The sequence below is a fragment of the Christiangramia sp. OXR-203 genome, assembly GCF_034372165.1.
Classification (GTDB): Bacteria; Bacteroidota; Bacteroidia; order Flavobacteriales; family Flavobacteriaceae; genus Christiangramia.
This window is the reverse complement of record NZ_CP139698.1, coordinates 3,221,795-3,244,572: the sequence shown is the minus strand read 5'-3', so window position 1 is coordinate 3,244,572 and position 22,778 is coordinate 3,221,795. Positions and strand designations below refer to the sequence as shown.

Annotated in this window: 28 protein-coding genes; 18 read left to right on the top strand and 10 right to left on the bottom strand. The window is 38.4% G+C overall.

Annotated elements, in window-relative coordinates:
• Positions 1 to 15: 15 nt before the first annotated feature.
• The 4 genes from T8I65_RS15045 to T8I65_RS15030 all read right to left on the bottom strand — a co-directional run bounded on the left by T8I65_RS15045 (position 16) and on the right by T8I65_RS15030 (position 1,803).
• Positions 16 to 222 carry a helix-turn-helix transcriptional regulator gene (locus T8I65_RS15045; protein ID WP_322301361.1) on the bottom strand — a complete coding sequence of 69 codons (207 nt, stop codon included), beginning with the start codon at positions 220 to 222 and terminating at the stop codon, positions 16 to 18.
• Positions 223 to 224: 2 nt separating this feature from the next.
• Positions 225 to 740 (bottom strand): DUF2975 domain-containing protein, encoded by a 516-nt coding sequence (locus T8I65_RS15040; protein WP_322301360.1) that lies wholly within the window; start codon positions 738 to 740, stop codon positions 225 to 227.
• Between the two features lie 11 nt (positions 741 to 751).
• A complete protein-coding gene (locus T8I65_RS15035; RefSeq protein WP_322301359.1) occupies positions 752 to 1,288 on the bottom strand; it encodes a DUF2975 domain-containing protein in 537 nt (178 codons plus the stop codon).
• Between the two features lie 197 nt (positions 1,289 to 1,485).
• Positions 1,486 to 1,803 (bottom strand): hypothetical protein, encoded by a 318-nt coding sequence (locus tag T8I65_RS15030; RefSeq protein WP_322301358.1) that lies wholly within the window; start codon positions 1,801 to 1,803, stop codon positions 1,486 to 1,488.
• 226 nt (positions 1,804 to 2,029) lie between these two features.
• Here T8I65_RS15030 and T8I65_RS15025 point away from each other — a divergent pair, with 226 nt between their 5' ends.
• From T8I65_RS15025 to mnhG, 7 genes are read left to right on the top strand one after another with little or no spacing between them, the layout of a single operon-like run.
• A complete protein-coding gene (locus T8I65_RS15025) occupies positions 2,030 to 4,378 on the top strand; it encodes a putative monovalent cation/H+ antiporter subunit A (RefSeq protein ID WP_322301357.1) in 2,349 nt (782 codons plus the stop codon).
• Position 4,379: 1 nt separating this feature from the next.
• A complete protein-coding gene (locus tag T8I65_RS15020) occupies positions 4,380 to 4,796 on the top strand; it encodes a Na+/H+ antiporter subunit B (RefSeq protein ID WP_322301356.1) in 417 nt (138 codons plus the stop codon).
• A gap of 1 nt (position 4,797) precedes the next feature.
• Positions 4,798 to 5,151, top strand: coding sequence for a Na+/H+ antiporter subunit C (locus T8I65_RS15015; protein ID WP_141879020.1), 354 nt, complete (start codon positions 4,798 to 4,800; stop codon positions 5,149 to 5,151).
• Complete coding sequence (locus tag T8I65_RS15010; RefSeq protein WP_322301355.1) at positions 5,148 to 6,662, top strand: proton-conducting transporter membrane subunit; 1,515 nt, start codon at positions 5,148 to 5,150, stop codon at positions 6,660 to 6,662. Before T8I65_RS15015 ends, T8I65_RS15010 begins: the two co-directional genes overlap by 4 nt.
• 4 nt (positions 6,663 to 6,666) lie before the next feature.
• Positions 6,667 to 7,143, top strand: a complete 477-nt coding sequence (locus tag T8I65_RS15005; RefSeq protein ID WP_322301354.1) for a Na+/H+ antiporter subunit E — start codon at positions 6,667 to 6,669, stop codon at positions 7,141 to 7,143.
• Entirely contained in the window at positions 7,140 to 7,412 is a 273-nt protein-coding gene (locus T8I65_RS15000) for a monovalent cation/H+ antiporter complex subunit F (RefSeq protein WP_322301353.1), read from the top strand. The genes T8I65_RS15005 and T8I65_RS15000 overlap by 4 nt, the downstream gene beginning before the upstream one ends.
• Positions 7,409 to 7,819 carry a monovalent cation/H(+) antiporter subunit G gene (mnhG, locus tag T8I65_RS14995; RefSeq protein ID WP_026913951.1) on the top strand — a complete coding sequence of 137 codons (411 nt, stop codon included), beginning with the start codon at positions 7,409 to 7,411 and terminating at the stop codon, positions 7,817 to 7,819. Before T8I65_RS15000 ends, mnhG begins: the two co-directional genes overlap by 4 nt.
• Before the next feature lie 7 nt (positions 7,820 to 7,826).
• Here the strand turns inward: mnhG and T8I65_RS14990 are convergent, their stop codons facing one another.
• Positions 7,827 to 8,270 (bottom strand): MgtC/SapB family protein, encoded by a 444-nt coding sequence (locus tag T8I65_RS14990; protein WP_322301352.1) that lies wholly within the window; start codon positions 8,268 to 8,270, stop codon positions 7,827 to 7,829.
• Between the two features lie 32 nt (positions 8,271 to 8,302).
• Between T8I65_RS14990 and T8I65_RS14985 the strand changes: the two genes are divergently transcribed.
• The 7 genes from T8I65_RS14985 (at position 8,303) to T8I65_RS14955 (ending at position 15,516) form a co-directional block, all read left to right on the top strand.
• Positions 8,303 to 9,460, top strand: coding sequence for an 8-amino-7-oxononanoate synthase (locus T8I65_RS14985; protein WP_322301351.1), 1,158 nt, complete (start codon positions 8,303 to 8,305; stop codon positions 9,458 to 9,460).
• Positions 9,460 to 10,083, top strand: coding sequence for a dethiobiotin synthase (gene bioD / locus T8I65_RS14980; RefSeq protein ID WP_322301350.1), 624 nt, complete (start codon positions 9,460 to 9,462; stop codon positions 10,081 to 10,083). Before T8I65_RS14985 ends, bioD begins: the two co-directional genes overlap by 1 nt.
• The gene (bioA, locus tag T8I65_RS14975) at positions 10,071 to 11,363 is read left to right on the top strand and encodes an adenosylmethionine--8-amino-7-oxononanoate transaminase (RefSeq protein WP_322301349.1); all 1,293 of its coding nucleotides are present in this window, start codon (positions 10,071 to 10,073) and stop codon (positions 11,361 to 11,363) included. The genes bioD and bioA overlap by 13 nt, the downstream gene beginning before the upstream one ends.
• Positions 11,364 to 11,425: 62 nt before the next feature.
• On the top strand, positions 11,426 to 12,577 hold the full coding sequence (locus tag T8I65_RS14970; protein ID WP_322301348.1) for a beta-ketoacyl synthase N-terminal-like domain-containing protein: 1,152 nt from the start codon (positions 11,426 to 11,428) through the stop codon (positions 12,575 to 12,577).
• An 88-nt stretch (positions 12,578 to 12,665) separates the two neighbouring features.
• Positions 12,666 to 13,757 (top strand): biotin synthase BioB, encoded by a 1,092-nt coding sequence (gene bioB, locus T8I65_RS14965; RefSeq protein WP_295177879.1) that lies wholly within the window; start codon positions 12,666 to 12,668, stop codon positions 13,755 to 13,757.
• Positions 13,758 to 13,771: 14 nt separating this feature from the next.
• Complete coding sequence (locus T8I65_RS14960; protein ID WP_322301347.1) at positions 13,772 to 14,641, top strand: cupin-like domain-containing protein; 870 nt, start codon at positions 13,772 to 13,774, stop codon at positions 14,639 to 14,641.
• Between the two features lie 11 nt (positions 14,642 to 14,652).
• Positions 14,653 to 15,516 (top strand): cupin-like domain-containing protein, encoded by an 864-nt coding sequence (locus tag T8I65_RS14955; RefSeq protein ID WP_322301346.1) that lies wholly within the window; start codon positions 14,653 to 14,655, stop codon positions 15,514 to 15,516.
• Here T8I65_RS14955 and T8I65_RS14950 read toward each other — a convergent pair.
• From T8I65_RS14950 to T8I65_RS14930, 5 genes are all read right to left on the bottom strand, one after another.
• Positions 15,513 to 15,986, bottom strand: a complete 474-nt coding sequence (locus tag T8I65_RS14950) for a regulatory protein RecX (protein ID WP_322301345.1) — start codon at positions 15,984 to 15,986, stop codon at positions 15,513 to 15,515. The genes T8I65_RS14955 and T8I65_RS14950 overlap by 4 nt on opposite strands.
• Positions 15,976 to 16,176 (bottom strand): hypothetical protein, encoded by a 201-nt coding sequence (locus tag T8I65_RS14945; RefSeq protein ID WP_322301344.1) that lies wholly within the window; start codon positions 16,174 to 16,176, stop codon positions 15,976 to 15,978. Before T8I65_RS14945 ends, T8I65_RS14950 begins: the two co-directional genes overlap by 11 nt.
• A 102-nt stretch (positions 16,177 to 16,278) precedes the next feature.
• Positions 16,279 to 16,761, bottom strand: coding sequence for a ferritin-like domain-containing protein (locus T8I65_RS14940; RefSeq protein ID WP_322301343.1), 483 nt, complete (start codon positions 16,759 to 16,761; stop codon positions 16,279 to 16,281).
• A 153-nt stretch (positions 16,762 to 16,914) separates the two neighbouring features.
• Positions 16,915 to 18,453, bottom strand: coding sequence for an Rne/Rng family ribonuclease (locus tag T8I65_RS14935; RefSeq protein ID WP_141879263.1), 1,539 nt, complete (start codon positions 18,451 to 18,453; stop codon positions 16,915 to 16,917).
• 320 nt (positions 18,454 to 18,773) lie between these two features.
• A complete protein-coding gene (locus T8I65_RS14930) occupies positions 18,774 to 19,064 on the bottom strand; it encodes an HU family DNA-binding protein (protein ID WP_026913962.1) in 291 nt (96 codons plus the stop codon).
• A gap of 140 nt (positions 19,065 to 19,204) precedes the next feature.
• Here T8I65_RS14930 and mutY point away from each other — a divergent pair, with 140 nt between their 5' ends.
• The 4 genes from mutY to gldD all read left to right on the top strand — a co-directional run bounded on the left by mutY (position 19,205) and on the right by gldD (position 22,747).
• Positions 19,205 to 20,257, top strand: a complete 1,053-nt coding sequence (gene mutY, locus T8I65_RS14925; protein ID WP_322301342.1) for an A/G-specific adenine glycosylase — start codon at positions 19,205 to 19,207, stop codon at positions 20,255 to 20,257.
• A gap of 109 nt (positions 20,258 to 20,366) precedes the next feature.
• Entirely contained in the window at positions 20,367 to 20,846 is a 480-nt protein-coding gene (locus T8I65_RS14920) for a single-stranded DNA-binding protein (protein WP_322301341.1), read from the top strand.
• Between the two features lie 21 nt (positions 20,847 to 20,867).
• Positions 20,868 to 22,190, top strand: a complete 1,323-nt coding sequence (locus tag T8I65_RS14915; RefSeq protein ID WP_322301340.1) for a gliding motility-associated protein GldE — start codon at positions 20,868 to 20,870, stop codon at positions 22,188 to 22,190.
• Positions 22,187 to 22,747 carry a gliding motility lipoprotein GldD gene (gene gldD / locus T8I65_RS14910; protein WP_322301339.1) on the top strand — a complete coding sequence of 187 codons (561 nt, stop codon included), beginning with the start codon at positions 22,187 to 22,189 and terminating at the stop codon, positions 22,745 to 22,747. Before T8I65_RS14915 ends, gldD begins: the two co-directional genes overlap by 4 nt.
• The last annotated feature ends 31 nt before the right edge of the window (positions 22,748 to 22,778 follow it).

The following is a 22,778-nucleotide window of genomic DNA, read 5'->3' as shown; positions in this document are numbered from 1 at the left end:
TAAGTCGGAATTTTTCTAATCTGGCAAATATTCCAGAATATCCCCGGGTTGGCAATCCAGAGCCTGGCAAATAGCTTCAAGTGTGGAAAACCGAACAGCTTTGGCTTTCCCGGTTTTAAGGATAGACAGGTTTGCGGTGGTAATCCCAACCATTTCAGCCAGTTCATTACTTTTCATGCCTCTTTCTTCCAGAATCTGATCGAGATTTATGATAATGGCCATACTTAAACGGTTAGTTTGTTTTCTTCCTTAAAGCTCTTGGCTTTTTCAAAAGATTTGGATAACAGAATTAGAAAAAGTCCCATAGCTAATTGTAGCCAAAATGAACCAAAAGTAGATTCGATTCCAAAACGAAGTTTCAGATTTGATTCCAGAATAAGATTCGATGAAAAACTCACAATAGCATCTAAAATACTAGCCAAAACAATTAATCTTCCAGCTAAATTTAATCCCGTTATTTGTATAGAGGTAAATAATCTTTTTTTAAAAAAGTTATGTACTACTTTTCTTAAAGTATATACAGAAAATAAAAAAATACCAGCTTGGAAAATTGCTAGTATTAGTAAAATTATTTTCGGCATTGTTATTTCGCCAATAATATGGTCATTTAAATATATGGGCATACCCTCTGATGTTAAAAATAGATGAGATAGTATAATACCCATCGAAGCAATTAAACTAATCAATAGGATGAAGAAGCATATATCTAAAATAGTTTTAAGTAAAATTGGTGGCTTCATATAGTTTTATGTTAAACGGTTAATTCATTTTCTTCCCTGTGAAATCGTGCTTCCTTGAAAGCGTAGGAGATGTAAGTAAATAATAGTCCAAGAATCAAAACAAACCAGAAAGAACCGGTGCCATCAAAATCGTAAGTCACAGTTCTTGGAGAGGATTCAAGAAAATTTTTATAGATAAAAAGAGATATCCATTTTATTCCAGCATAAATTATTAACAAAATACCTATGTTTTTAAAAAGCTTTTGTTGCTGAAAATTAAAGAGATCGGTAGTATTCAAAAGAGAAACGAGATTTTTGAACTTTAAAATCAAATAAATAAATAAGATAGAACTGATAATGTCAATACCAAAAAGTGTAGTTGTCCAGTTATAATTTTTGGTAATTGGCTGATTGTTTATCTCATCTGGAAGAATTGAAAAGCCTCCAAAAAAATCATGGTCTGGATTGAAAAAATAAAATAATACAATTAATAGCTTTAATAAGTTTATTGCCAGGAGTGATATTAGGAAAACATTTAAAGAGTATTTGAGGAGGGATATGGGCTTCATTAAATAATTTATAAACGGTTAATTCATTTCATCTTTCAGATTCTTAGCTTTTTGAAAAACTTGCGATAATAGAATTAGGAATAATCCAATTCCAATGGCAAGGATAAAATCGAAGAGATCGAAACTTTTTAATTTTTCATTGAATAATGCTTCAAAAATAAATTTCGTAATGTAATCTAGAACAGTCACAATAATTATTAACTGTCCTGATAGCTTGAAAGTGGATATTTGATATCTGAAAATAAATCCCTGATAGAAAGATTCCAGGTTAGATTTCTAAGTAGTCTAAGTATATAAATCCAGAATGCTCCAGAAATGAAAGTAAAAGATAATGCAGCAAATAAGGCTGATTTTGATTTAACAATAAGATTTGGTGATCTGTCTACAAATTCCCTTACCATTTCAGAGTCGGCAACTATAGCAAAAATCATTAATCCTAAGACTACCATTAATATAATGATGGTCAAATAATACGCTGTACTGAAAATATTCCGTAACCAAATTACAAGTTTCATTGATATAATTATCGTTTTACGATAACAAACATAAAATAAATTATCGATTATCAATAATTTAATTTGTAAATATTTCTAAGTATCAAGTAAAATCGATAGGAATTGAATGTGAATTAAATAGAGAGTATTTAATGTAGAAATCACGTTTATCTCCAGGATTATTGATTGCGCTAAAACTATTCTTCAATAATAACTATTATATTTGCGACAAACAGATTTACTAAGTATGCTTACCGCAATTCTTACAGGATTTATATTTTCTATTCTCTTGGTTTTTGTAGGGAAGTTTTTTAAAGGTAAGCTCTCGATACTAGCTTCCGTAGTACCACTTGGGCTCTTTTTATATTTTTTCCAGTTTATAGCTCCAATTGCAGATGGTGAAGTAATTACCAGATCTTTTCAATGGATTCCATCCTTTGGTGTAGATCTTGGTTTTAAGCTGGATGGTCTGTCATTGCTATTTTCTTTAATGATCACGGGGATAGGTTTCCTTGTCTTTGCATATACCTCTTCTTACTTAAAAGGACACGAGTACCTGGACAGATTTTATGGCTATCTAGCTGCGTTCATGGGTGCGATGCTTGGACTGGTACTTTCTGATAACATGATCACTTTGTTTGTGTTCTGGGAACTTACAAGTATTAGTTCTTTCTTTCTAATCGGCTTCAATAATACTAATCCGGCTTCTCGAAAATCGGCAATGACCGCTTTGGGTATTACCGGAATAGGAGGATTGTTGCTTCTTGCTTCAGCTTTACTACTAAATAATATTACGGGCACTTACAGCATTACAGAAATGCTGAGTATGAGTGAAGCTATTCGTGGAAACGAATTCTATGCCGTTGCTGTCATATTGTTGTTTGGTGCAGCTTTCACAAAATCGGCTCAATTCCCATTTCACTTCTGGTTACCTGGAGCAATGAAGGCTCCAACACCTGTGTCTACCTACCTGCATTCTGCCACAATGGTAAAAGCAGGAATCTATTTATTAATGCGTTTCACTCCTATTCTTGGAGGTGAAAATATCTGGAATTATACGCTGATCGTCGTTGGGGGAATTACCATGCTATATTCTGCGATTCATACCTTGTTCAGAACAGATCTTAAAGGCATTCTGGCCTATTCAACAATATCGGCCTTAGGTATTCTGGTGTTTCTAATTGGTCTGGGAACCGAAGAAGCATTCCTGGCTGCAGCAGTATTTATCATTGTTCATGCCTTGTACAAAGCAACATTGTTCCTGGTAACGGGAATCATAGATCATCAAACACATACCCGTGATGTCACCAGACTTGCGGGACTGAACAAAATTATGCTTCCAGTTGGGATCGCCGGGATTCTGGCGGCAATTTCCAGTGCCGGGATTCCTCCAACTATAGGTTTTCTTGGGAAGGAACTTACCTACGAAGCTACATATCATTCAGACACGATTATCATCATTTCAATGATCGCGATAGTTCTTACTAAGATTCTCTTGCTATATGCAGGTTTTGTAGCGGGAATCAAGCCATTCACCGGGAAACTGCCTGAAGAACACAAAAACGTGAAAGCTCCTGGTTCAATCATGTGGATTCCGCCGGTGTTACTGGCAACATTAGGTCTTGTTTTTGGAATTGCTCCATTTTTAATTGAAGGTGCTTTAATTAAACCTGTAGTTACGGCTCTTGGTGGTGATGCTTCTGAAATTCATCTGGCGTTATGGCACGGATTTAATCTTATTTTTATTCTTAGTTTGATCACAATAGGTGTTGGAACTACTTTATATTTTATTATCAAACCTTCTGAAAAACTGGTGGCATCTGCAGCAAAATTTAATGCAATATCTCCGGAAAATATTCTGAATCTTCTAAATAAAGGTTTTGTGCAATTCTCTAACTTCTGGACGAATTTCTTTCAGAATGGATACTTAAGAAACTATATTTCCATCATTATTCTCTTTCTGGTGGTATTAGTTGGGTACATCATGATTGGGAATACTCGTTTTGTGATCGATTATAATTCGTTATCTAAAATCACAGTCTATGAGATCACCACTACTTTGATCCTGATTGCGGGAATTTTCTATACTGTTTTTACTGATAGTCGTCTGGCAGCAGTTGCAGCAATGGGTGTTGTTGGTCTTTCAATTTGTCTGATCTTCGTATTCTACTCGGCACCAGATTTGGCTATGACCCAGTTCTCAATTGATACACTAACGGTGATCCTGTTCGTTCTTGTATTATATAAATTACCGAAGTATCTGAAGCTTTCAGATTATAAAACACGAATGAGAGATGGTATTTTATCCAGTGTTTTCGGACTTATAATTACCATTTTAGCACTTGAAGTACTTTCTGAACCTGTAAGTAAGCAGGTTGGGGAGTTCTATGCTGCAAACTCATATGTAGAAGCTCATGGTAAAAATGTGGTGAACGTGATTCTGGTGGACTTCCGTGGTGCAGATACACTAATAGAAGTTTCAGTATTATCCATAGCAGCAGTAGGAGTATTCGGCTTGATGAAATTAAGACTTAAGATGAAGGATAGAAAACGATACGCAGATACAAGTCTAAAACAGGTAAATAAGGAACAATAATATGCGGACAACCATTATATTAAAAACAGCTTCTAATTACCTTTTACCGGTATTGTTGGTGTTTTCGGTCTTTATCCTTCTCCGTGGGCACTACCTGCCTGGTGGTGGGTTTGTTGGCGGTCTTATTGCATCTATTGCATTTATTTTGCATTCATTCGCCAACGGACTCGAAAAGACGAAAGAGCTTTTAATCGTGCATCCGGGATTTTTATTACCCGTAGGACTCGCTATTTCGTTTATGGCTGGTCTGGCTCCGGTAATATTTTTTGATCTGCCATTTATGACCGGGCTTTGGTCACACGATACAGTTGCTATACTTGGCAGCGTAGGTTCTGCCCTGTTTTTCGATATTGGTGTTTACCTTGTGGTAAATGGAGTAACTCTTACAATAATCTTTACAATTTCTGAATCGGCCTGATATGGAGATACTTTTAGCATTAATGGTAGGTATTCTATACGGAACTGGTATTTATATGATGCTTCGCCGAAGTATGGTGAAACTTATTATAGGGATCATATTACTCGGTAACGGCGCAAACCTGCTTATTTTTCTCCTCGGAAGAATAACCAAAGGAGCCCCGCCAATTATACCTGGTGATTCCAAGGTTTTCGTAGAAGCCTTTGCCGATCCTGTACCGCAGGCATTGATCCTTACTGCCATTGTAATTAGTTTTGGTTTGCAGTCTTTTGCCATCGTTCTGGTAAAAAGGGCGCATACCGTAGTAAGAACTGATGATTTGGATGAAATGAACGCAACCGACGAAGATTCATGACACAGCAATTAATATTATACCCGCTTTTCTTACAGATGGCCATCAGTATTATCCTGATGTTCGGCTGGTCCAGGATTCGTTTTCAGAAGATCTTCAGCATCTTTGGTAGTACGCTGAGCGTAATTCTGGCGATCGTGCTTTTCAGCTATATATGGCAAAATGGAACTCAAACTATCCAGGCCGGAAACTGGGAAGCTCCCTTCGGAATCACATTTGTTGCAGATTCGCTGGCGGCTACGCTTGTACTATTAACGGCGATTTCAGGACTTGCAGTCTCCATATTTTCCGCAGGTTCAGTATTAAGGGACCGGCTAAGGTTTGGCTACTTTCCCATATTTCATTTCCTGCTACTAGGTTTGAATGGAGCTTTTTTAACTGGGGACATCTTTAACCTCTATGTATGGTTTGAGATCATTATTATTAGTTCGTTCGTATTAATAACCATTGGTGGTGAAAAGGCTCAGCTAGAAGGTGCTGTAAAATATTTCACACTAAACATCTTGGCTTCTATGATCTTCCTTACGGCGATCGCCGTACTTTACGGAATTACCGGAAGCTTAAATATGGCAGATCTTGCAGGTCAGGTTGCTGCTGTGGAAAATCGCGGACTCGTTCAAATCACCGCAATATTATTCTTAATAGGTTTCGGGATCAAAGCGGGAGTTTTTCCGCTGTATTTCTGGTTACCGGCTTCTTATCATACGCCTCCGTTTGCCGTGTCGGCGATTTTTGGAGGATTACTGACCAAAGTAGGTGTTTATGCCCTCATTAGAGTTTTCACTCTAATATTTGTCAACGAACCCTTCCTGAATAATATCATTATGGTCATTGCTATACTTACTTTAGTGAGTGGTGGGATTGGCGCATTGGTCCAGAATAATATGAGAAAGGTATTTTCATATCTTATTATCTGTCATATTGGTTATATGATTGCAGGAATTGGGATGTTTACAGAAATTGCTATTGCAGGTGCGATCTTCTACCTTATTCATGATATTATCGTTAAAACCAATCTTTTCATGCTAAGCGGGGTGGTCTATAGAATCACAGGAACTAACAGCATGCGTGATCTTGGAGGTATTTATGCCAAATACCCGAAAATAAGTTTATTGCTCTTTATCCCGTTATTTTCCCTGGTTGGGATTCCGCCATTATCTGGTTTCTGGCCAAAGATCAATCTAATTAAAGCAGGATTTACGGGAGGTAATTATATCACCGTAGCTGCGATCATTTTTGCCAGCTTTATAACATTAGTGATTATTGCGAAAATGTGGGCTGAAGTTTTCTGGAAAGATGCTAAGGAAATGCCAGAAAGAAAATATTTTGGTTATTATCATAAGATGACCAATCTAAAACGCTCGCAATTTATCGTGCCAGTAGCTATGCTTAGTATTGTATCTTTGTATATTGGTTTTGGAGCAGAATATATTCAGGAGCTATCTGCAAGAATTGCTGATGAACTGGTAAATAGTGAAGGGTACATTGAGGCAGTTTTAAAGACGAAGAATTAAGAAGATGAAGAATAAATTTCTTTCAAACATATTGCTAACGTTCGTTTGGGTTGCCCTTACGGGTGATTTTTCATTCGAAAACTACCTGTTTGGATTCTTTCTGAATTTTCATATTCTATGGATCATCACTGTTGGGAGAAAGCGAAGTCGTTATTTTCTTATTGTTCCGAAGATCATTTTGTTGTTGCTGAATTTTCTTTACGAACTGGTAAAAGCCAACCTGGAAGTTGCGTATGAAGTGATCACGCCAAGACTTAATGTGACGCCGGGTATAATTATGGTGCCACTGGATGTTAAGTCTGATATCGGGATTACTGTTCTCGCGAATATGATATCCCTCACGCCGGGTACTTTGAGCATCGATGTATCTAATGATAAAAAGGTTCTTTTTGTACATGCCATGTACCTGAAGGATAGAGAGAAATTCATTCGCGGAATCAAGGATGGATTTGAACGTAGAATTTTGGAAGTGCTGTCATGACGTTAGTTGAATATTTACATTATATCATATTACCTGTGTTGGTGATCTCTGCAGTTTTGATACTGTGGAGGTTTATGAAAGGGCCAAGCATCGCAGATAAAATTGTTTCGCTTGACCTTCTCATTACCACCGGGATCGGGATCATTGCGATATACAGTATCATTTACAACCAATCAACCTTGATGGATACTGCTCTAATTCTGGCATTGATCGCATTTTTGAGCACAGTAGCGCTTTCATTTTATCTTGAAAAACGTAAAAGGAAATGATAGATATCATAATAGCCGCCATAGCAACACTGGGAGCCCTTTTCGTTCTTTTAGCAGCGATCGGGATCGTTCGTATGCCAGACACTTATCTTCGTATATCGGTAACTACCAAAGCGGCCACTCTCGGTGTTGGCCTCTTATTACTTAGTTCTACCATATTTTTCAGCAATGCAGATGTGACTTCACAGGCATTTGTTATTATTCTATTCCTGTTCTTAACGGCCCCTGTAAGTGCACACCTCATTGGCCGAGCTTCTTATTTCATAGGAGTTAAACTCTGGGATAAATCGGTAATGGATGAATTGCAAGGTAAATATCAAAAGAACACTCATATCCTAAAAAGTAAGGTAGACGATACTCCTGAAGATAACGTAGATCACAGCAAAATGGATGATGCCGATAAGTAATTAGCAGTTAATCCTTTTTCTCCTCATCCTGTTTATCCTTTTTGATCATTTCGTGTTCAACGTATCCAAAAACGAGATTTATTATCAAAATAAGTCCGCTTATTATCCCTAGTTCTGTATACATCCCGAAACCTGCAAGACATCCGGTAGCAGCACTACACCAGACTGTAGCCGCGGTAGTAAGACCCTGAATTTTCCGCTTCTTTTCCAGAATTGTTCCTGCACCAATGAAGCCAATACCAACAACGATCTGGCCAAGCACCCGAGTGATATCCACCGACTCTTCATTCTGAAACCTTAGAGCCATTAATATAAAGATCGCAGAGCCTAGAGCTACCAGAGCGTTGGTTTTTAATCCCGCACCTTTGCCCTGGATTTCCCTTTCATAGCCAATCACAAGTCCGGCGATTGTTGCAAGTACGACTCTAAGAGCAAATAGTTCCCAGTTCATATTTTATAAAATTCATTGCTTAAGTTTGCCTTATGCAAAAGCTTCCATTAAAATTAGAGAAAAGACTTGAAAAAAGGAAAAATGATAATTCCTTGAGAAGTCTTCCTTTAGCAATTGAAGGTGTAGATTTTTTCTCTAACGATTATCTTGGTTTCTCTTCTTCGGAAGTTATTAGAAAGAGAACTTCAGAGATAATGGAGACACAAGCTTATCAAAATGGAGCTACCGGTTCCAGACTTCTTTCTGGTAATCATCCATTATTCAGTAAAGCTGAAAAGATGATTGCTGAATTTCATGATGCTGAATCTGCTCTTATCTTTAATTCTGGTTACGATGCCAATCTGGGTTTTTTTTCCGCAGTACCTCAGAAGGGTGATTTTATATTCTATGATGAGTTGAGTCACGCTTCTATCCGGGATGGTATTAGAATGAGCCTGGCGAAATCTTATAAATTTATTCATAACAACCTGCAGGATCTTGAAGCGAAACTGAGAAAATTCGATCATTCATCGAATGATTTCCAGGTTTATATAGTGACCGAATCTGTATTCTCTATGGATGGAGATATTCCAGATCTAGAAGGAATAACTAGACTTTCCAAGCAGTATAATGCCTTACTAGTTATAGATGAAGCTCATGCTACCGGCGTATTTGGAGAAAATGGTGTTGGTTTGGTGCAGCAACTTGGTCTCGAAGAAAATGTGTTTGCAAGAATTCAGACCTTCGGGAAGGCGATTGGGAGCCATGGCGCTGCTATCCTGGGAAGTAATAAGCTGAAAAATTATTTGATAAATTTTGCAAGAAGCTTTATTTATACCACTGCACTACCACCACATACCCTTGCTACGATTATTGCAGTTTATGAAAATCTACAATGGGATGTTGAGAATATCACAAAACTTCGCGCAAATATTAATTTCTTTAAAGCGGAACTTGGTAAGAACGTGCTGGCAAAAAGATTTACAAATAGTGATTCTGCTATACAGAGTTGTATCGTATCAGGTAATGATAGGGTCAAGTCAATTGCTTTGCAGTTACAGGAAAATGGCTTCGTGGTAAAACCTATATTATCGCCAACGGTTCCGGTGGGACAGGAAAGATTGAGATTTTGTCTGCATGCCTATAATTCGAAGCAAGAAATTTCGGAGGTCTTGGAAAGGCTGGCTAACTTTGTGCAAAAATCAAATTAATGCCTTCTCATTATTTTATTACCGGAATTAGCACAGATGTTGGAAAAAGCATCGCGGCTGCTATGATCACTGAAGCACTGGAAGCCGATTACTGGAAACCTGTACAGGCAGGTGATCTAAATAATTCAGATACTCACAAGGTTGAACGTTTGATTAGCAATTCCATGACGACCTTTCATAAGAATAGCTATGCTTTGAATAGTCCCATGAGTCCGCATGCTGCTGCTGAAATTGATTCAATAAAGATCGATATAAAGAAGATTAAAAGGCCTAAAACCAATCGCGATCTCGTTATTGAAGGAGCTGGTGGATTACTTGTGCCTTTAAACAATAAAAGCACAATTTTGGATCTTATTGGAAAAGATGATTGCGTTATTCTAGTTTCAAGGCATTATCTGGGAAGTATAAATCACACTTTGTTAAGTATTCAAATGCTCAGGTCGCGAGGGATAGAAAATATTAAGATCATTTTCAGCGGGAATGAGCATAGAAGTACTGAGCAGGCGATCCAGGATCATAGTGGTATTGAAGTACTGGGAAGAATAGAGCAGGAGCCATACTTTGATAAAAATGTAGTACTGGAATATGCTGAAAAATGGAGGGAGAAATTATGCAAGAAGTAGACATTACATCAAATCTTAAAGAAAGAGACAGCAAGCATTTATGGCATCCGCTTACACAGCATAAAGTTTCTTCAGAAATGCTGCCAATTTCAAAAGCGAGCGGAGTTATACTTACTGATGATGAAGGTCGTGATTATATCGACGGAATCTCATCCTGGTACACTGCAGTATATGGGCATTGTAATCCCTATATCACAAATAAGGTCGCTGCGCAGATGCAGAATCTGGATCAGGTGGTTTTCAGCGGATTTACACATAAACCTGCCATAGAGCTATCTGAAGCATTGATAAAAATTCTACCTGAAGGGCAGCAAAAACTGTTTTTCAATGATAATGGCTCCACAGCGACCGAGATCGGGATCAAAATGGCTTTGCAGTATCATCATAACCTTGGAAATGATCGAAAAGTGATGCTGGCTTTCGAAAATGGATTCCATGGAGATACTTTTGGCGCAATGTCAGTCTCCGGACTCTCAGTTTATAATGGAGCTTTTGAAGATCATTTTATACGTGTAGAACGTATTCCGGTTCCAGATGGAACTAACAACAAGGCAATTCTTGATCAATTAAAATCTATACTCAGCAAGGAAAATATTGCTGGATTTATTTATGAGCCACTAATTCAGGGGGCTGCAGCAATGAAGTTCCACGATGCTGAGGGCCTGAATGCAATATTGAAACTTTGTCGTCAACATGAAGTTCTCCTGGTGGCAGATGAGGTCATGACCGGTTTTGGTAAAACCGGAACTTATTTTGCTTCAGATTATATTGAAGAAAAACCAGATGTGATCTGCATGTCCAAAGCTCTAACGGCAGGCTTGCTGCCTATGGGACTAACCTCCTGTAATCAAAAGGTCTATGATGCTTTTTATTCAGAAGAAATTGCAAAAGGTCTTTTTCACGGGCATACCTATACTGCGAATCCACTCGCATGTACAGCAGCTCTTGCAGGAATAGAATTACTAACTTCCGAAGAAATTCAACAGAAAATTCACAGAATTTCTAATACTAACCAGAATTTCGTTCGCGAATTGAAGCAAAATCAGCAGGTTCTCAACGCTCGCTCTATGGGTGTGATCCTCGCTTTTGAACTTCATGTGGAAATGGAGCGCTACGGGAATTTGAGAGACAAGCTTTTCAGGTTTTTTATGGATAATGGGCTGTTTTTACGTCCGCTTGGGAATACGATCTATATCGTGCCGCCGTATGTAACTCCTGAAGAGCAGATGACATCGATTTATAAATTACTTCAGGAATGCATAGATCAATTTCAGGCGTAAATTAACGCTTGATGAAGTATCCAAAAGAACTATCAATACTATTTTTGCTTTAAAATAAGTCCTTGAAAAACCCAATTTCCATAGACGCCATTGCCAGTATTTCACCATTAGGAAGTTCTGCCGAAGAGATCTGGAGTAATTATCTCCATGACTCCCATCGTTTTAGTAAAAAAACTACTACTGAAAAATCCTGGTGGGCAGGAGAATTATCGGAATATCTCAATAATGAACTACTAGAGCTTCAGCAGGAAGATTCCAGGTATCGCCATCTGGACCGTTCGGTTTTAATGGCAATTCTCACCGGTCGGAAACTGAAAAATGAACTGGGTTTCAATAATCGTAATTCCGGACTGAACATAGGAAGTAGTCGTGGTGCAACAGAACTTTTTGAAAAGTATCACAAAGAATTTGTAGAGACCGGAAAGGCATCTACCTATAGTTCTCCAACTACCACTTTGGGAAATATTTCCTCCTGGACTGCGCAGGATCTGCAACTGGAAGGCCCAGAGTTTTCGCATAGTATTACCTGTTCTACAGGAATGCATTCAATTTTAAATGCGATCGCCTGGCTGGAAAGTGGAATGCGAGACAACTTTATTGCCGGTGGCAGCGAAGCACCTCTTACAGGTTTTACACTCGCTCAAATGGATGCCATGAAGATCTATGCGCAAAGTGACGATGAATATCCATGTAAATCGCTGAACATGGAGAAGCAAAAGAATAGCATGATCTTGAGTGAAGCTGCAGGATTATTATCTTTAAGCAAGAACCCTTCAGAAAAATCGCAAGCTATTATTCGCGGGATTGGGTATGCCAATGAAGAATTAAAACACGGAGCTTCATTATCCCGGGAAGGTTTCTGTCTTCAGAAGAGTATGAAAATGGCAATTAAAGACGCTTCCGAAGAAATTGATGCGATCGTTATGCACGCTCCGGGAACCATTGGCGGTGATCTGGCTGAAGTAAATGCGGTGAAAGCGATCTTTGGCGATGATCAACCAGCAATAACCTCCAACAAATGGAAGACCGGTCATAGTTTTGCGACTTCCGGAATTCTGAATATACAAATGGCGATATTAATGATTCAGCATCAACAGTTTATAACTGTTCCCTTTTCAAAATTTCAGAAGAAACCTACACAATTAAAAAACATTCTGGTGAATTCTGTCGGTTTTGGTGGGAATGCGGTTTCCCTGCTAATTTCTGCAAATTAATATTGTTAGGAATCGCGTTCATAAAACTTATTGCAGCTTTACCCTTTAAAGCTTAGTTTTCTTTATTTTTGAATACAAATCGAATTACATGGCACTTAAACACGACTGGACGAAGGAAGAGATCCTCGATATATATAACAAACCATTTATGGATCTGCTTTATGAAGCTGCAAGCATTCACCGCGAGCATCATGATCCAAATACAGTACAGGTTTCAACTTTACTTTCTATAAAGACCGGCGGTTGTCCTGAAGATTGCGGATACTGTCCGCAGGCGGCCCGTTACCATACAGATCTTGAAGGTAATGATCTTATGAGTGTAAACCAGGTGAAAGCCCAGGCATTGCGCGCTAAAGCTTCTGGAAGTTCCAGAGTTTGTATGGGTGCAGCCTGGAGAAATGTAAAGGATGGGGAAGAGTTCGACAATGTTCTGGAAATGGTAAGAAGTATCAATAAACTTGATATGGAGGTTTGCTGTACGCTGGGAATGCTTACTGAAAACCAGGCGGCAAGACTGGCAGAAGCCGGACTTTATGCTTACAATCACAACCTGGATACATCTGAAGATTACTATAAAGAAGTGATTTCTACCCGTGGTTTTGATGATAGACTTGCTACGATCGATAATGTTCGTAAAACGAATGTGACAGTTTGTAGTGGCGGGATCATAGGAATGGGAGAGAGTCCTGCCGACCGTGCAGGAATGCTGGTTGCGCTCGCGACTCTTAATCCACAGCCGGAATCTGTTCCAATCAATGCGCTTGTTCCTGTAGAAGGAACGCCCATGGAAGAACAGGAGCCAGTGCCAATCTGGGATATGATCAGGATGGTGGCAACAACCAGGATCGTAATGCCAGAAACACAGGTGAGACTTTCTGCTGGAAGAACTCAGATGAGCAGGGAAGGACAGGCAATGTGCTTCTTTGCCGGAGCAAATTCCATTTTTGCTGGAGATAAATTGCTTACAACTCCAAATCCTGATGTAAATGAGGATATGGAAATGTTTAAAATGCTTGGTTTAAATCCGCAAAAACCTTTCGTTAAGAAATCTCAGCCTGAAAGTGTTGCAGCTGAAAATTCTCAATTTCAGAGTCAGAACGAAAAACCAAAATGGTCCCGGCCAGGACATAAGATCGAGCGTAACCTTGAAGCTCAGCAAAAGGCAAAAACGAAGGTTTAATTAACGAATATCTATTGAAACTGGATCTCCAAAATATTCCCAGGCGAAGCAATCTTTCAAAAGAAGATTTTCTCCGGGAATATTTTGAACCCAGAAGACCGGTTATTATTGAAGATCTTAGCCAGGATTGGCCTGCTCTCAAAAAGTGGAATTTTGATTATTTCAAAGAGAAAGCAGGAGAGATTATCGTTCCATTGTATGACGGCAAACCTGCCAGCGGTCATTCTAATTCTCATGGTCCTGCTCAAAAAATACCTTTCAAAGACTATATAGATATCCTAGAGAATGGTCCTACAGATCTGCGGATGTTCTTCTTTAATTTACTTCAGAACTGCCCGGAACTTATTGAAGACTTTGAGTATCCGGAACTGGGAATCAAGTTTTTTAAGAAACTCCCGGTATTATTCGTTGGAGGAGAAGGTTCTAAGGTCGTTATGCATTACGATATGGATCTTGCAAATAATTTCCATTTCAATTTTGCAGGCAAAAAGCGTATTATCCTGTATCCACCAGATCAAACAGGTTTTTTATACAAGGTGCCCTATTCTATAGTAAGTATGGAAATCATTGATATGGATGATCCAGATCTACAAAAATATCCTGCTTTAGCAAAAGCCCGAGGTTTTGAATGCATTTTAGAACACGGAGATGCTTTGTATATTCCCAGTCACTGGTGGCACTGGGTGAAATATGAAACTCCAAGTTTGTCACTCACGCTTAGATCGCTGCCCACAAAACCATCAGATCTGGGAGAGGTTATATCTAATCTTCTTTTTATGCGGAATTATGATAATTTGATGCGTAAATTGAAGGGTCAGAAATGGATAGACTACAAAAACCGCAAGGCAATTGAGCGCACGAATCGCTATGCCGGTATTAATTGAAGGATGAATTTATGAGACTTGAGAACATACCGAAGGTTAAAACCATTTCAAAAGCAGATTTTGTAAAAGATTATGTTCGACCGCAAAAACCAGTAGTGATCGAACGTTTGATCGAGGATTGGCCTGCTTACGAAAAATGGAATCTTCAATATATAAGAGATATTGCCGGCGAAAAGGAAGTGCCTTTGTATGATGATCGCCCAATTAGTTCAGAATTTAAATTCAATGAGCCGCATACAAAGATGAAAATGCGGGATTATGTGGATCTTCTAAAGTTTGAACCTACGAATTACCGTATATTTCTATATCATCTAATGAAGGAAGTTCCTGCACTGCAAAAAGATTTTAAATTTCCAGATATGGGTCTGCGTTTTTTAAAGCAGTTACCTATGCTTTTTTTTGGTGGAGAAAACAGTAAGGTGTTTATGCATTATGACATAGACTATGCGAACATTCTCCATTTTCATTTCCACGGAAAAAAGCGTTGTATCTTATTTCCACCTTCTGAAAGTAAATATCTATACAAGGTACCTCATGCCTTGATAAGCCGAGAGGATATAGATTTTACGAATCCAGATTATGGCAAATTTCCTGCGCTTAAAGAAGCCACAGGCTTCGTTACAGAACTTAAACACGGTGAGACTTTGTATATGCCTGAAGGTTACTGGCATCATATGACTTATCTTACTGCCGGTTTTTCCATGAGTTTACGGGCAACTCCAAGAACGCTTACCAACTTTTCCAAGGCTATATACAACCTTGTTTTTATGAGGCATTTTGATAATTATATGCGAAAATTACGCGGACAAAAATGGATAGATTACAAGAATCAGCAGGCTATTAAAAATACGCATAGCAAGAATAAGATCGACTAAAGTATTTCCTGGATAGAGTCAAAAACAAGTGAAGATTCATAGCCTTTGCGCATTAGATGATCTGCCAGCTTACCTTTTCTTTTGTATTCATTTGGTTCGTTGATCTTCTGAAGTTTCTTTTCAGCAAGTTCGAACAGAGTAGAACGATAATCAGATTCTTTGATCTCGGTAAGTCCCATTTTGATAATAGGTGACGATATTCCTCTTTTCTTCAATTCTTGGGTGATCTTAATACGTCCCCATTTTTTTATTCTGAATTTCCCTCTTACAAAGCTTCTGGCAAAACGTTCTTCATTCAGAAAACCTTCTTGCATGAGTTCTATGATGATCTTTTCCTTTGCTGCATCAATCATATGCATTTCATTCAATTTGTCTTCTACTTCCTTCTGAGAACGATCTCTGTAAGCGCAGAAATGCATCAGCTTCTGTAAAGCTTCCTCTACACTATAAGATTTGAATTTATGCTTCATTTCGGGATAAGTATCTTTTCAACTGGAACGCCCAGTAAATAACAGTGATCAAAAACCAGATGGAAAATAGAACAACTTCCGCAGGAATCAAATAATAGGTGTCATATAGGCTGAATGTGATTAGTTCGCCGTAAAATGTGAATCCCAGAATTAGGGTAATACTACTTACAAGAAGTGGGAATTTCCTCATGTTCCAAATATAGAATTTTGAATTCTAATTGCTGAAAAATTAGAAGTTCAAACATAAAAAAACCTTCCTGAAAGGAAGGTTTTAAATACTTAAATCAAGGTTCTATTTAGCTTTTTTATTCAGTCGGCCTTCTGCTAGCTTATCCAGTTTCTCGTCTGCTTTATATTCTTCGTCGAGCGTTTTTTGTAGTTTTTTTGCGATGCTGTTGTAGCCTAGTTCCTTGGCGTAACGAACTACGGTTCCATATCCTGAGATCTCGTAATGCTCTATTCTTTGAGCATCTGCGATTAGACCGGCATCACGCACTTCTTTTTCAGCATCTTCTTTTAGAAATGCTTCAGCTTCAGCAATAAGACCTTTCATGGCTTTGCAGGTTTCACCGGTTGGTTTAATTTCCAGTTCTTTGCAAATTTCTTCCAGGCGTTGTTGGTGTTCCTTGGTTTCTTCAAGGTGTGCTTCAAATGTTTTCTTCAGCTTAGCATCGGTAGCATTTTCAGCCATCTCAGGAAGAGCTTTTAATAATTGGGTTTCTGCGCTGTAGAGATCCTTCAGCTGGTGTTCGAATAGGTCCTTTAAATTCTTCATGATTAATTTTAAATGGTTAATACCATAAAATTAAGCGGAAGAATACATGGCTGTAGTTAAACCAATGCCAAAGAATTGTTGCTCAAATGCCAATTGGCAATTTCAGAATAGGGTATAAAAAAACGCCTTCCAATTGCTTGAAAGGCGTTCTTGTTATTGGATCACTTTCCCGTCATTATCGTGAAAGTGGTACTCTAAATACGTGTAAGCATCGCGAGGTAAAATTTTCACCCACCTTTTGTGGTCTACAAACCACTTGGAGCGGGGAGATGGAAAGCCTTTAGTTAAAAAGGCTGCAATAAAGGGGTGTGCGCTAAGGGTGATCTTTTTATGATCTTTCTTGATAAGCTTTTCAAGATCGACTTTGATCTTATTCACCAAACTAATTGGTGCCTCGATCTCGCCGTTTCCGTTCGGATTGTCCTCACGGGTCTTGATATTCATTTCAGGCCTTACGCGTTGTCTGGTAATTTGTATCAATCCGAATTTACTCGGAGGTAGAATCTTGTGCTTGGCACGGTCATCACTCATTTCGTTACGCAGGTGATCGTAGAGTTTCTTTCTGTTTTCGGCTTTGTTCATGTCTATAAAGTCCACTACAATGATACCACCCATGTCACGCAAGCGTAACTGCCGGGCAATTTCTGTGGCACTTATCATGTTAACCTCTAACGCAGTGTCTTCCTGGTTTTTGGATTTATTGGAACGGTTACCGGAGTTTACGTCAACGACGTGCATGGCTTCAGTATGTTCTATTACCAGATAGGCGCCTTTACTCATAGATACGGTGCGCCCAAAGGAAGTTTTTATTTGTCTCTCGATACCGTGTTTTTCGAAAATGGGTTGATTGGATTGATGCAACTTTACGATTGATTCTTTTTCAGGAGCGATTTCGCTCACATAATCTTTGATTTGCGTATAAAGTGTTTCATCATCCACGCAAATCGAAGTAAACGAATCATTGAATATATCTCTTAACAGTGAAGAGGCTCTGTTCAATTCTCCCAGTACTTTCGACGGGTGATGAGGTTTATACAATTTTTTACACATTCCTGTCCAGCGACCAACTAAATTCTGTAGGTCTCTGTCCAGTTCTGCTACTTTCTTGCCTTCAGCTACGGTTCTAACAATTACACCAAATCCTTTAGGTTTGATGCTTTTTACCAGTCTCTTTAAACGTTCCTTTTCTTCTTTGCTTTCAATTTTTTGAGAAACTGAAACCCTGTTTGAAAAAGGTACAAGAACGATATAGCGCCCCGGCAGGGATAGCTCTGAGCTAATCCTGGGGCCTTTCGTGGAGATTGGTTCCTTAACTATTTGAACCAGTAGCGATTGATTGGATTTTAAGACATCGGCAATAGAGCCGTTTTTGTCTATATCCTTTTCAATAGAAAAATTCTTTAAAGAATAATCTTTTAGTTTACCTGTGCTTACACGTTTGATGAACTTTACTAGAGAAGAAATCTGAGGTCCCAGATCATGATAGTGTAAAAAACCATCTTTCTCATAGCCAACATTTACAAATGCGGCATTTAACCCAGGGACAGCTTTTCGAATTTTGGCAATATAAATATCTCCAACATTGAATTTGGTGCTGTCCTCTTCTTTGTTAAGTTCAATAAGTTTTCCATCTTTTAATAAGGCAAAATCTACAGCAGAAGGTTCGGACCGGATAATTAATTCTTTGTCCACACTTCCAGATTTTATATCCATACCTGTAATACTTACAGACACAGATGGATTAAACATTATTTTTCACAGGTTTTGAATCCTGAAGAAACCTTTTTAGCAAAACTCGTTTGCTGAAGGTTTCAATTTCAAAGAACGATTGTAATTAAATAAAAAAAGTAGTTGTCACACTACTTTTTCTTGTGGCGATTAGCTCTTCTTCTCTTCTTACGCTTGTGCGTAGCCACCTTATGTCTTTTTCTTTTTTTACCACTTGGCATAGTGCAATGTCATTTAAATTAATACTTATTTCTTGGAAAGACCGGGTCGTCCGGTGTTTCAATTTACTTTACCTCAACATTTGATTTAACTCCTTCTACAAAAATCTTTGCAGGTTTAAATGCAGGAATGTTGTGAGCAGGAATTTTAATGGTTGTGTTCTTGGAAATGTTTCTTCCAGTTTTTTCAGCTCTGGTCTTTACGACAAAACTTCCAAAACCACGAAGATACACGTTATCTCCACTTTCTAGCGATGTTTTAACCTCATCCATAAAAGATTCTATAGTAGCTTGTACGTCTGCCTTTTCCATTCCCAGTTTTTCTGAAATGTTTGCTACAATATCTGCTTTCGTCATTTTCGTGCTATTTAAATTTAATTATTGGGGTTCAATTTTTCAAGGGGGCAAATATAAGAATTAAATCTGCAATATTTCAAACCTAATTCACTAATAATAACGGAATAAACCTCTATTATTGCGGAGATTCTTAAATTACTATGGTTTTTTCCAAAAGACTGAAGCAATGGTATTTGCAAAACAAACGCGACTTACCATGGAGATCTACTCAGGATCCTTATAAAATCTGGCTTAGCGAAATAATAATGCAACAGACACGGGTGGAACAGGGCCTGCCTTATTATCTGCGTTTTATTGAAGCGTATCCCGACGTTCATGCCCTGGCGAATGCTCCCGAGCAGGACGTGCTAAAATTATGGCAGGGATTGGGTTACTACTCAAGAGCGAGAAACCTGCACACCACAGCGATAAAGGTTTCCGAGGAGCTTGAGGGGATCTTTCCAGATAATTATAAAGAACTTAAGACCTTAAAAGGCATTGGTGATTATACAGCCAGTGCTATCGCTTCTTTCTGCTTTAATGAACCGGTTGCGGTCGTTGATGGTAATGTTTACCGTGTTCTGTCCAGGATTTTTGGGGTAGAAACTCCTATTAATAGTACTCCGGGAATCAAAGAGTTTAAAGCATTCGCACAGGAACTCATAGATCATAAAGATCCGGCTACTTTCAACCAGGCGATCATGGAATTTGGCGCCATTCAATGCAAGCCTCAAAATCCTTTGTGTGAGACCTGTCCTTTTAATGATGTATGTCTGGCTCTGAAGAATGATCAAATCAAGGAGCTGCCTGTAAAGATTAAGAAGACAAAGATCAGGCATCGATACTTTAATTATGTAGTCCCTCATTACAGGGATGAGCAAACCATTCTTGAAGAACGAACAGGAAAGGGCATCTGGTCAGGACTTTATCAATTTCCGTTGATAGAGACCAATAAGCCAGTTGGTGAAGCAGAGCTTATTGATACAGAGAACTTTCAGGAACTCGTAGGTGATCAAAATTTTGAACTACATATATATAATGAGAAGGAGGTTGTACATAAACTATCCCATCAGCATTTGCATACAACCTTCTGGACCGTGAATATTGATGCTGAAAGCCTCGAATCCATTAATTTTAATGAGCTGCAGAATTATCCAGTACCGGTGCTTATAGAAAATTTTTTAAATGAGTTCCTTCCGGAGGATTATAAATAGATGCTTGTTTATATCTTTGCTCGTTTTTGACATTGTGGCGAAAAAAAATTAGTATTTTAGAATAAATTTAGTCTTACTAAGCCTTTATTGGCTTCAAAATTATACTGAAATGACAGGTACATTGAACAAGGTAATGTTGATTGGACATACAGGGGATGACGTGAAAATGCATTATTTTGAAGGTGGAGGATCGCTGGGGCGTTTCCCGATTGCTACTAATGAAAGCTACACCAATAAAACAACTGGTGAGCGAGTGACCAATACTGAATGGCACAACGTGGTAGTTAGGAATAAAGCTGCAGAGATCTGTGAAAAATACCTGAAAAAAGGAGACAAGGTTTATATCGAAGGTCGTATAAAGACCCGTAAATGGCAGGATGACTCTGGAAGCGAGCGATATTCTACAGAAATTCATTGTACAGAATTCACATTTCTGACACCTAAGAATGAAAGTTCTGCAGAGCCATCTACCGGAAATCAGCAAATGGGTCAGAATAGACCTGCGCAACAACAACCAGCGACACAAAGTCCCGGAAGTAGAAATGAACCTTATAACCAGACAGAAGAAGAGGACGATTTACCCTTCTAAGTTTAACTAAAATTTCAGCCTTTGGATTCGGAACCTCCCAGTTTGCTTTTGTTTCTAGCCTCAATGGGAATTACCCAGCTTATTAGCCTGATAACATTATTCGTGCTATTGTTATGTTCTGCATTGATCTCTGGAGCAGAAGTTGCATTTTTTTCACTTACTCCCGCGAATTTCATTACTGAAGATGGGAAGAGGTCGAAGACACAGAATATAGTCATCAGTCTTCTTGAAAAACCTAAAAAATTACTGGCTACGATTCTTGTAGCTAATAATTTCATCAATATTGCCATTGTCCTTCTTTTCGATAGTCTTACCGATGATATCTTCGGAAGGATGAATACTACATACTTTGGCATTGATCTGCGATTTATATTTGAAGTAGGTCTGGTAACATTCCTGATTTTATTATTTGGAGAGATCCTTCCGAAGGTATATGCCAGTAGAAACAAGGTGCAATTCTCCAATTTTATGGCTTATCCTATCAATGTTCTGGATACGCTCTTTTCGCCTTTAAGTACTCCAATGCGAGCCGTTACCCTCTATTTTCATGATAAATTCGGGAAGCAACGTTCTTTTATAAGTATTGATCATCTTTCCCAGGCGCTGGAACTTACCAGCGAAGAAGATACAACCCGGGAAGAACAAAAAATCCTGCAAGGGATCGTTAGTTTCGGAAATACAGACACTAAGCAGGTGATGCGTCCGAGGATGGATATTTTCGCACTTAATGAAGATAGTCCATACGACGAAATAATTCCTGAGATCATTGAAAACGGTTATTCCAGGATTCCGGTCTTTCGTGAAAACGTGGATAATGTTATTGGGATTCTGTATATCAAAGATCTGTTACCTTATTTAAATGACAAGAAATTCGTCTGGACGAGTTTGCTTCGTGAACCTTATTTTGTTCCTGAGAATAAAAAACTGGATGATCTTTTGAACGATTTCAAAAACAAGAAGAATCATCTCGCCATTGTAGTGGATGAGTATGGCGGAACCAGCGGACTTATTTCCCTGGAGGATATTATAGAAGAGATTGTTGGTGATATTAGCGATGAATTTGATGACGAAGACCTGATCTATTCAAAACTCGACGAAAATAACTTCGTATTTGAAGGGAAAACTCCGCTTAAAGATTTCTACAAGATCACCAAAATCGAAGATCCTACGGTTTTTGAAGATCAAAAAGGAGAGGCAGATACTTTGGCTGGATTCTTACTTGAGATCTCGGGAGGTTTTCCGAAGAAAAATGATGAAATAATATTTTTGAATTATACGTTCTCAATAGAAGTGATCGATGATAAAAGGATCAAGCAAATCAAGCTGAATATTGCTCCTGTATGAGAAAATTGATCTTTATACTAGGCTTATTGTTTTCATTTAGTTCCTGTAAGGACGACGTGCAACCAAAACCAAAAGCTTTCCTGGCGCTGGAATATCCAGAAGCACACTACGAACAGGTGAATATTGGTTGCCCGTACATATTTGAGAAAAACACCAATGCTCGAATTTCGCCTTCAAGAAATAAAATTCCGTGCTGGATCAACATTAATTACGATGCTATGAACGGGGTGATTTTTCTTACATATCAGCCTGTTAGTGATAATCTGGATTCACTACTTACCGATGCTCAAAAACTACCTTTACAGCATACTGTAAAAGCAGATGCCATAGAAGGGGATGTGTATACGAACGACCTGCATAAAACCTACGGAATGTTATATAAAGTAGAAGGTAATGCCGCCTCGCAGGCGCAGTTTTATCTAACAGATAGTACAGATCATTTTATTACTGGTTCTGTATATTTCAATAGTTTACCAAATTATGACTCCATTGTTCCTGCTGCCAATTACCTTAAACAGGATATCAGACATTTAATGGAAAGTCTTCAGTGGAACTAATGCTTTATTAAGATTTCATTAGAAAAATCTC

What these genes read in the sequence shown, in the direction of transcription:
- T8I65_RS15045 (WP_322301361.1), bottom strand. Translation starts at nt 222, where the DNA reads ATGGCCATTATCATAAATCTCGATCAGATTCTGGAAGAAAGAGGCATG.
- T8I65_RS15040 (WP_322301360.1), bottom strand. Translation starts at nt 740, where the DNA reads ATGAAGCCACCAATTTTACTTAAAACTATTTTAGATATATGCTTCTTC.
- T8I65_RS15035 (WP_322301359.1), bottom strand. Translation starts at nt 1,288, where the DNA reads ATGAAGCCCATATCCCTCCTCAAATACTCTTTAAATGTTTTCCTAATA.
- T8I65_RS15030 (WP_322301358.1), bottom strand. Translation starts at nt 1,803, where the DNA reads ATGAAACTTGTAATTTGGTTACGGAATATTTTCAGTACAGCGTATTAT.
- T8I65_RS15025 (WP_322301357.1), top strand. Translation starts at nt 2,030, where the DNA reads ATGCTTACCGCAATTCTTACAGGATTTATATTTTCTATTCTCTTGGTT.
- T8I65_RS15020 (WP_322301356.1), top strand. Translation starts at nt 4,380, where the DNA reads ATGCGGACAACCATTATATTAAAAACAGCTTCTAATTACCTTTTACCG.
- T8I65_RS15015 (WP_141879020.1), top strand. Translation starts at nt 4,798, where the DNA reads ATGGAGATACTTTTAGCATTAATGGTAGGTATTCTATACGGAACTGGT.
- T8I65_RS15010 (WP_322301355.1), top strand. Translation starts at nt 5,148, where the DNA reads ATGACACAGCAATTAATATTATACCCGCTTTTCTTACAGATGGCCATC.
- T8I65_RS15005 (WP_322301354.1), top strand. Translation starts at nt 6,667, where the DNA reads ATGAAGAATAAATTTCTTTCAAACATATTGCTAACGTTCGTTTGGGTT.
- T8I65_RS15000 (WP_322301353.1), top strand. Translation starts at nt 7,140, where the DNA reads ATGACGTTAGTTGAATATTTACATTATATCATATTACCTGTGTTGGTG.
- mnhG (WP_026913951.1), top strand. Translation starts at nt 7,409, where the DNA reads ATGATAGATATCATAATAGCCGCCATAGCAACACTGGGAGCCCTTTTC.
- T8I65_RS14990 (WP_322301352.1), bottom strand. Translation starts at nt 8,270, where the DNA reads ATGAACTGGGAACTATTTGCTCTTAGAGTCGTACTTGCAACAATCGCC.
- T8I65_RS14985 (WP_322301351.1), top strand. Translation starts at nt 8,303, where the DNA reads ATGCAAAAGCTTCCATTAAAATTAGAGAAAAGACTTGAAAAAAGGAAA.
- bioD (WP_322301350.1), top strand. Translation starts at nt 9,460, where the DNA reads ATGCCTTCTCATTATTTTATTACCGGAATTAGCACAGATGTTGGAAAA.
- bioA (WP_322301349.1), top strand. Translation starts at nt 10,071, where the DNA reads ATGCAAGAAGTAGACATTACATCAAATCTTAAAGAAAGAGACAGCAAG.
- bioB (WP_295177879.1), top strand. Translation starts at nt 12,666, where the DNA reads ATGGCACTTAAACACGACTGGACGAAGGAAGAGATCCTCGATATATAT.
- T8I65_RS14955 (WP_322301346.1), top strand. Translation starts at nt 14,653, where the DNA reads ATGAGACTTGAGAACATACCGAAGGTTAAAACCATTTCAAAAGCAGAT.
- T8I65_RS14950 (WP_322301345.1), bottom strand. Translation starts at nt 15,986, where the DNA reads ATGAAGCATAAATTCAAATCTTATAGTGTAGAGGAAGCTTTACAGAAG.
- T8I65_RS14945 (WP_322301344.1), bottom strand. Translation starts at nt 16,176, where the DNA reads ATGAGGAAATTCCCACTTCTTGTAAGTAGTATTACCCTAATTCTGGGA.
- T8I65_RS14940 (WP_322301343.1), bottom strand. Translation starts at nt 16,761, where the DNA reads ATGAAGAATTTAAAGGACCTATTCGAACACCAGCTGAAGGATCTCTAC.
- T8I65_RS14930 (WP_026913962.1), bottom strand. Translation starts at nt 19,064, where the DNA reads ATGACGAAAGCAGATATTGTAGCAAACATTTCAGAAAAACTGGGAATG.
- mutY (WP_322301342.1), top strand. Translation starts at nt 19,205, where the DNA reads ATGGTTTTTTCCAAAAGACTGAAGCAATGGTATTTGCAAAACAAACGC.
- T8I65_RS14920 (WP_322301341.1), top strand. Translation starts at nt 20,367, where the DNA reads ATGACAGGTACATTGAACAAGGTAATGTTGATTGGACATACAGGGGAT.
- gldD (WP_322301339.1), top strand. Translation starts at nt 22,187, where the DNA reads ATGAGAAAATTGATCTTTATACTAGGCTTATTGTTTTCATTTAGTTCC.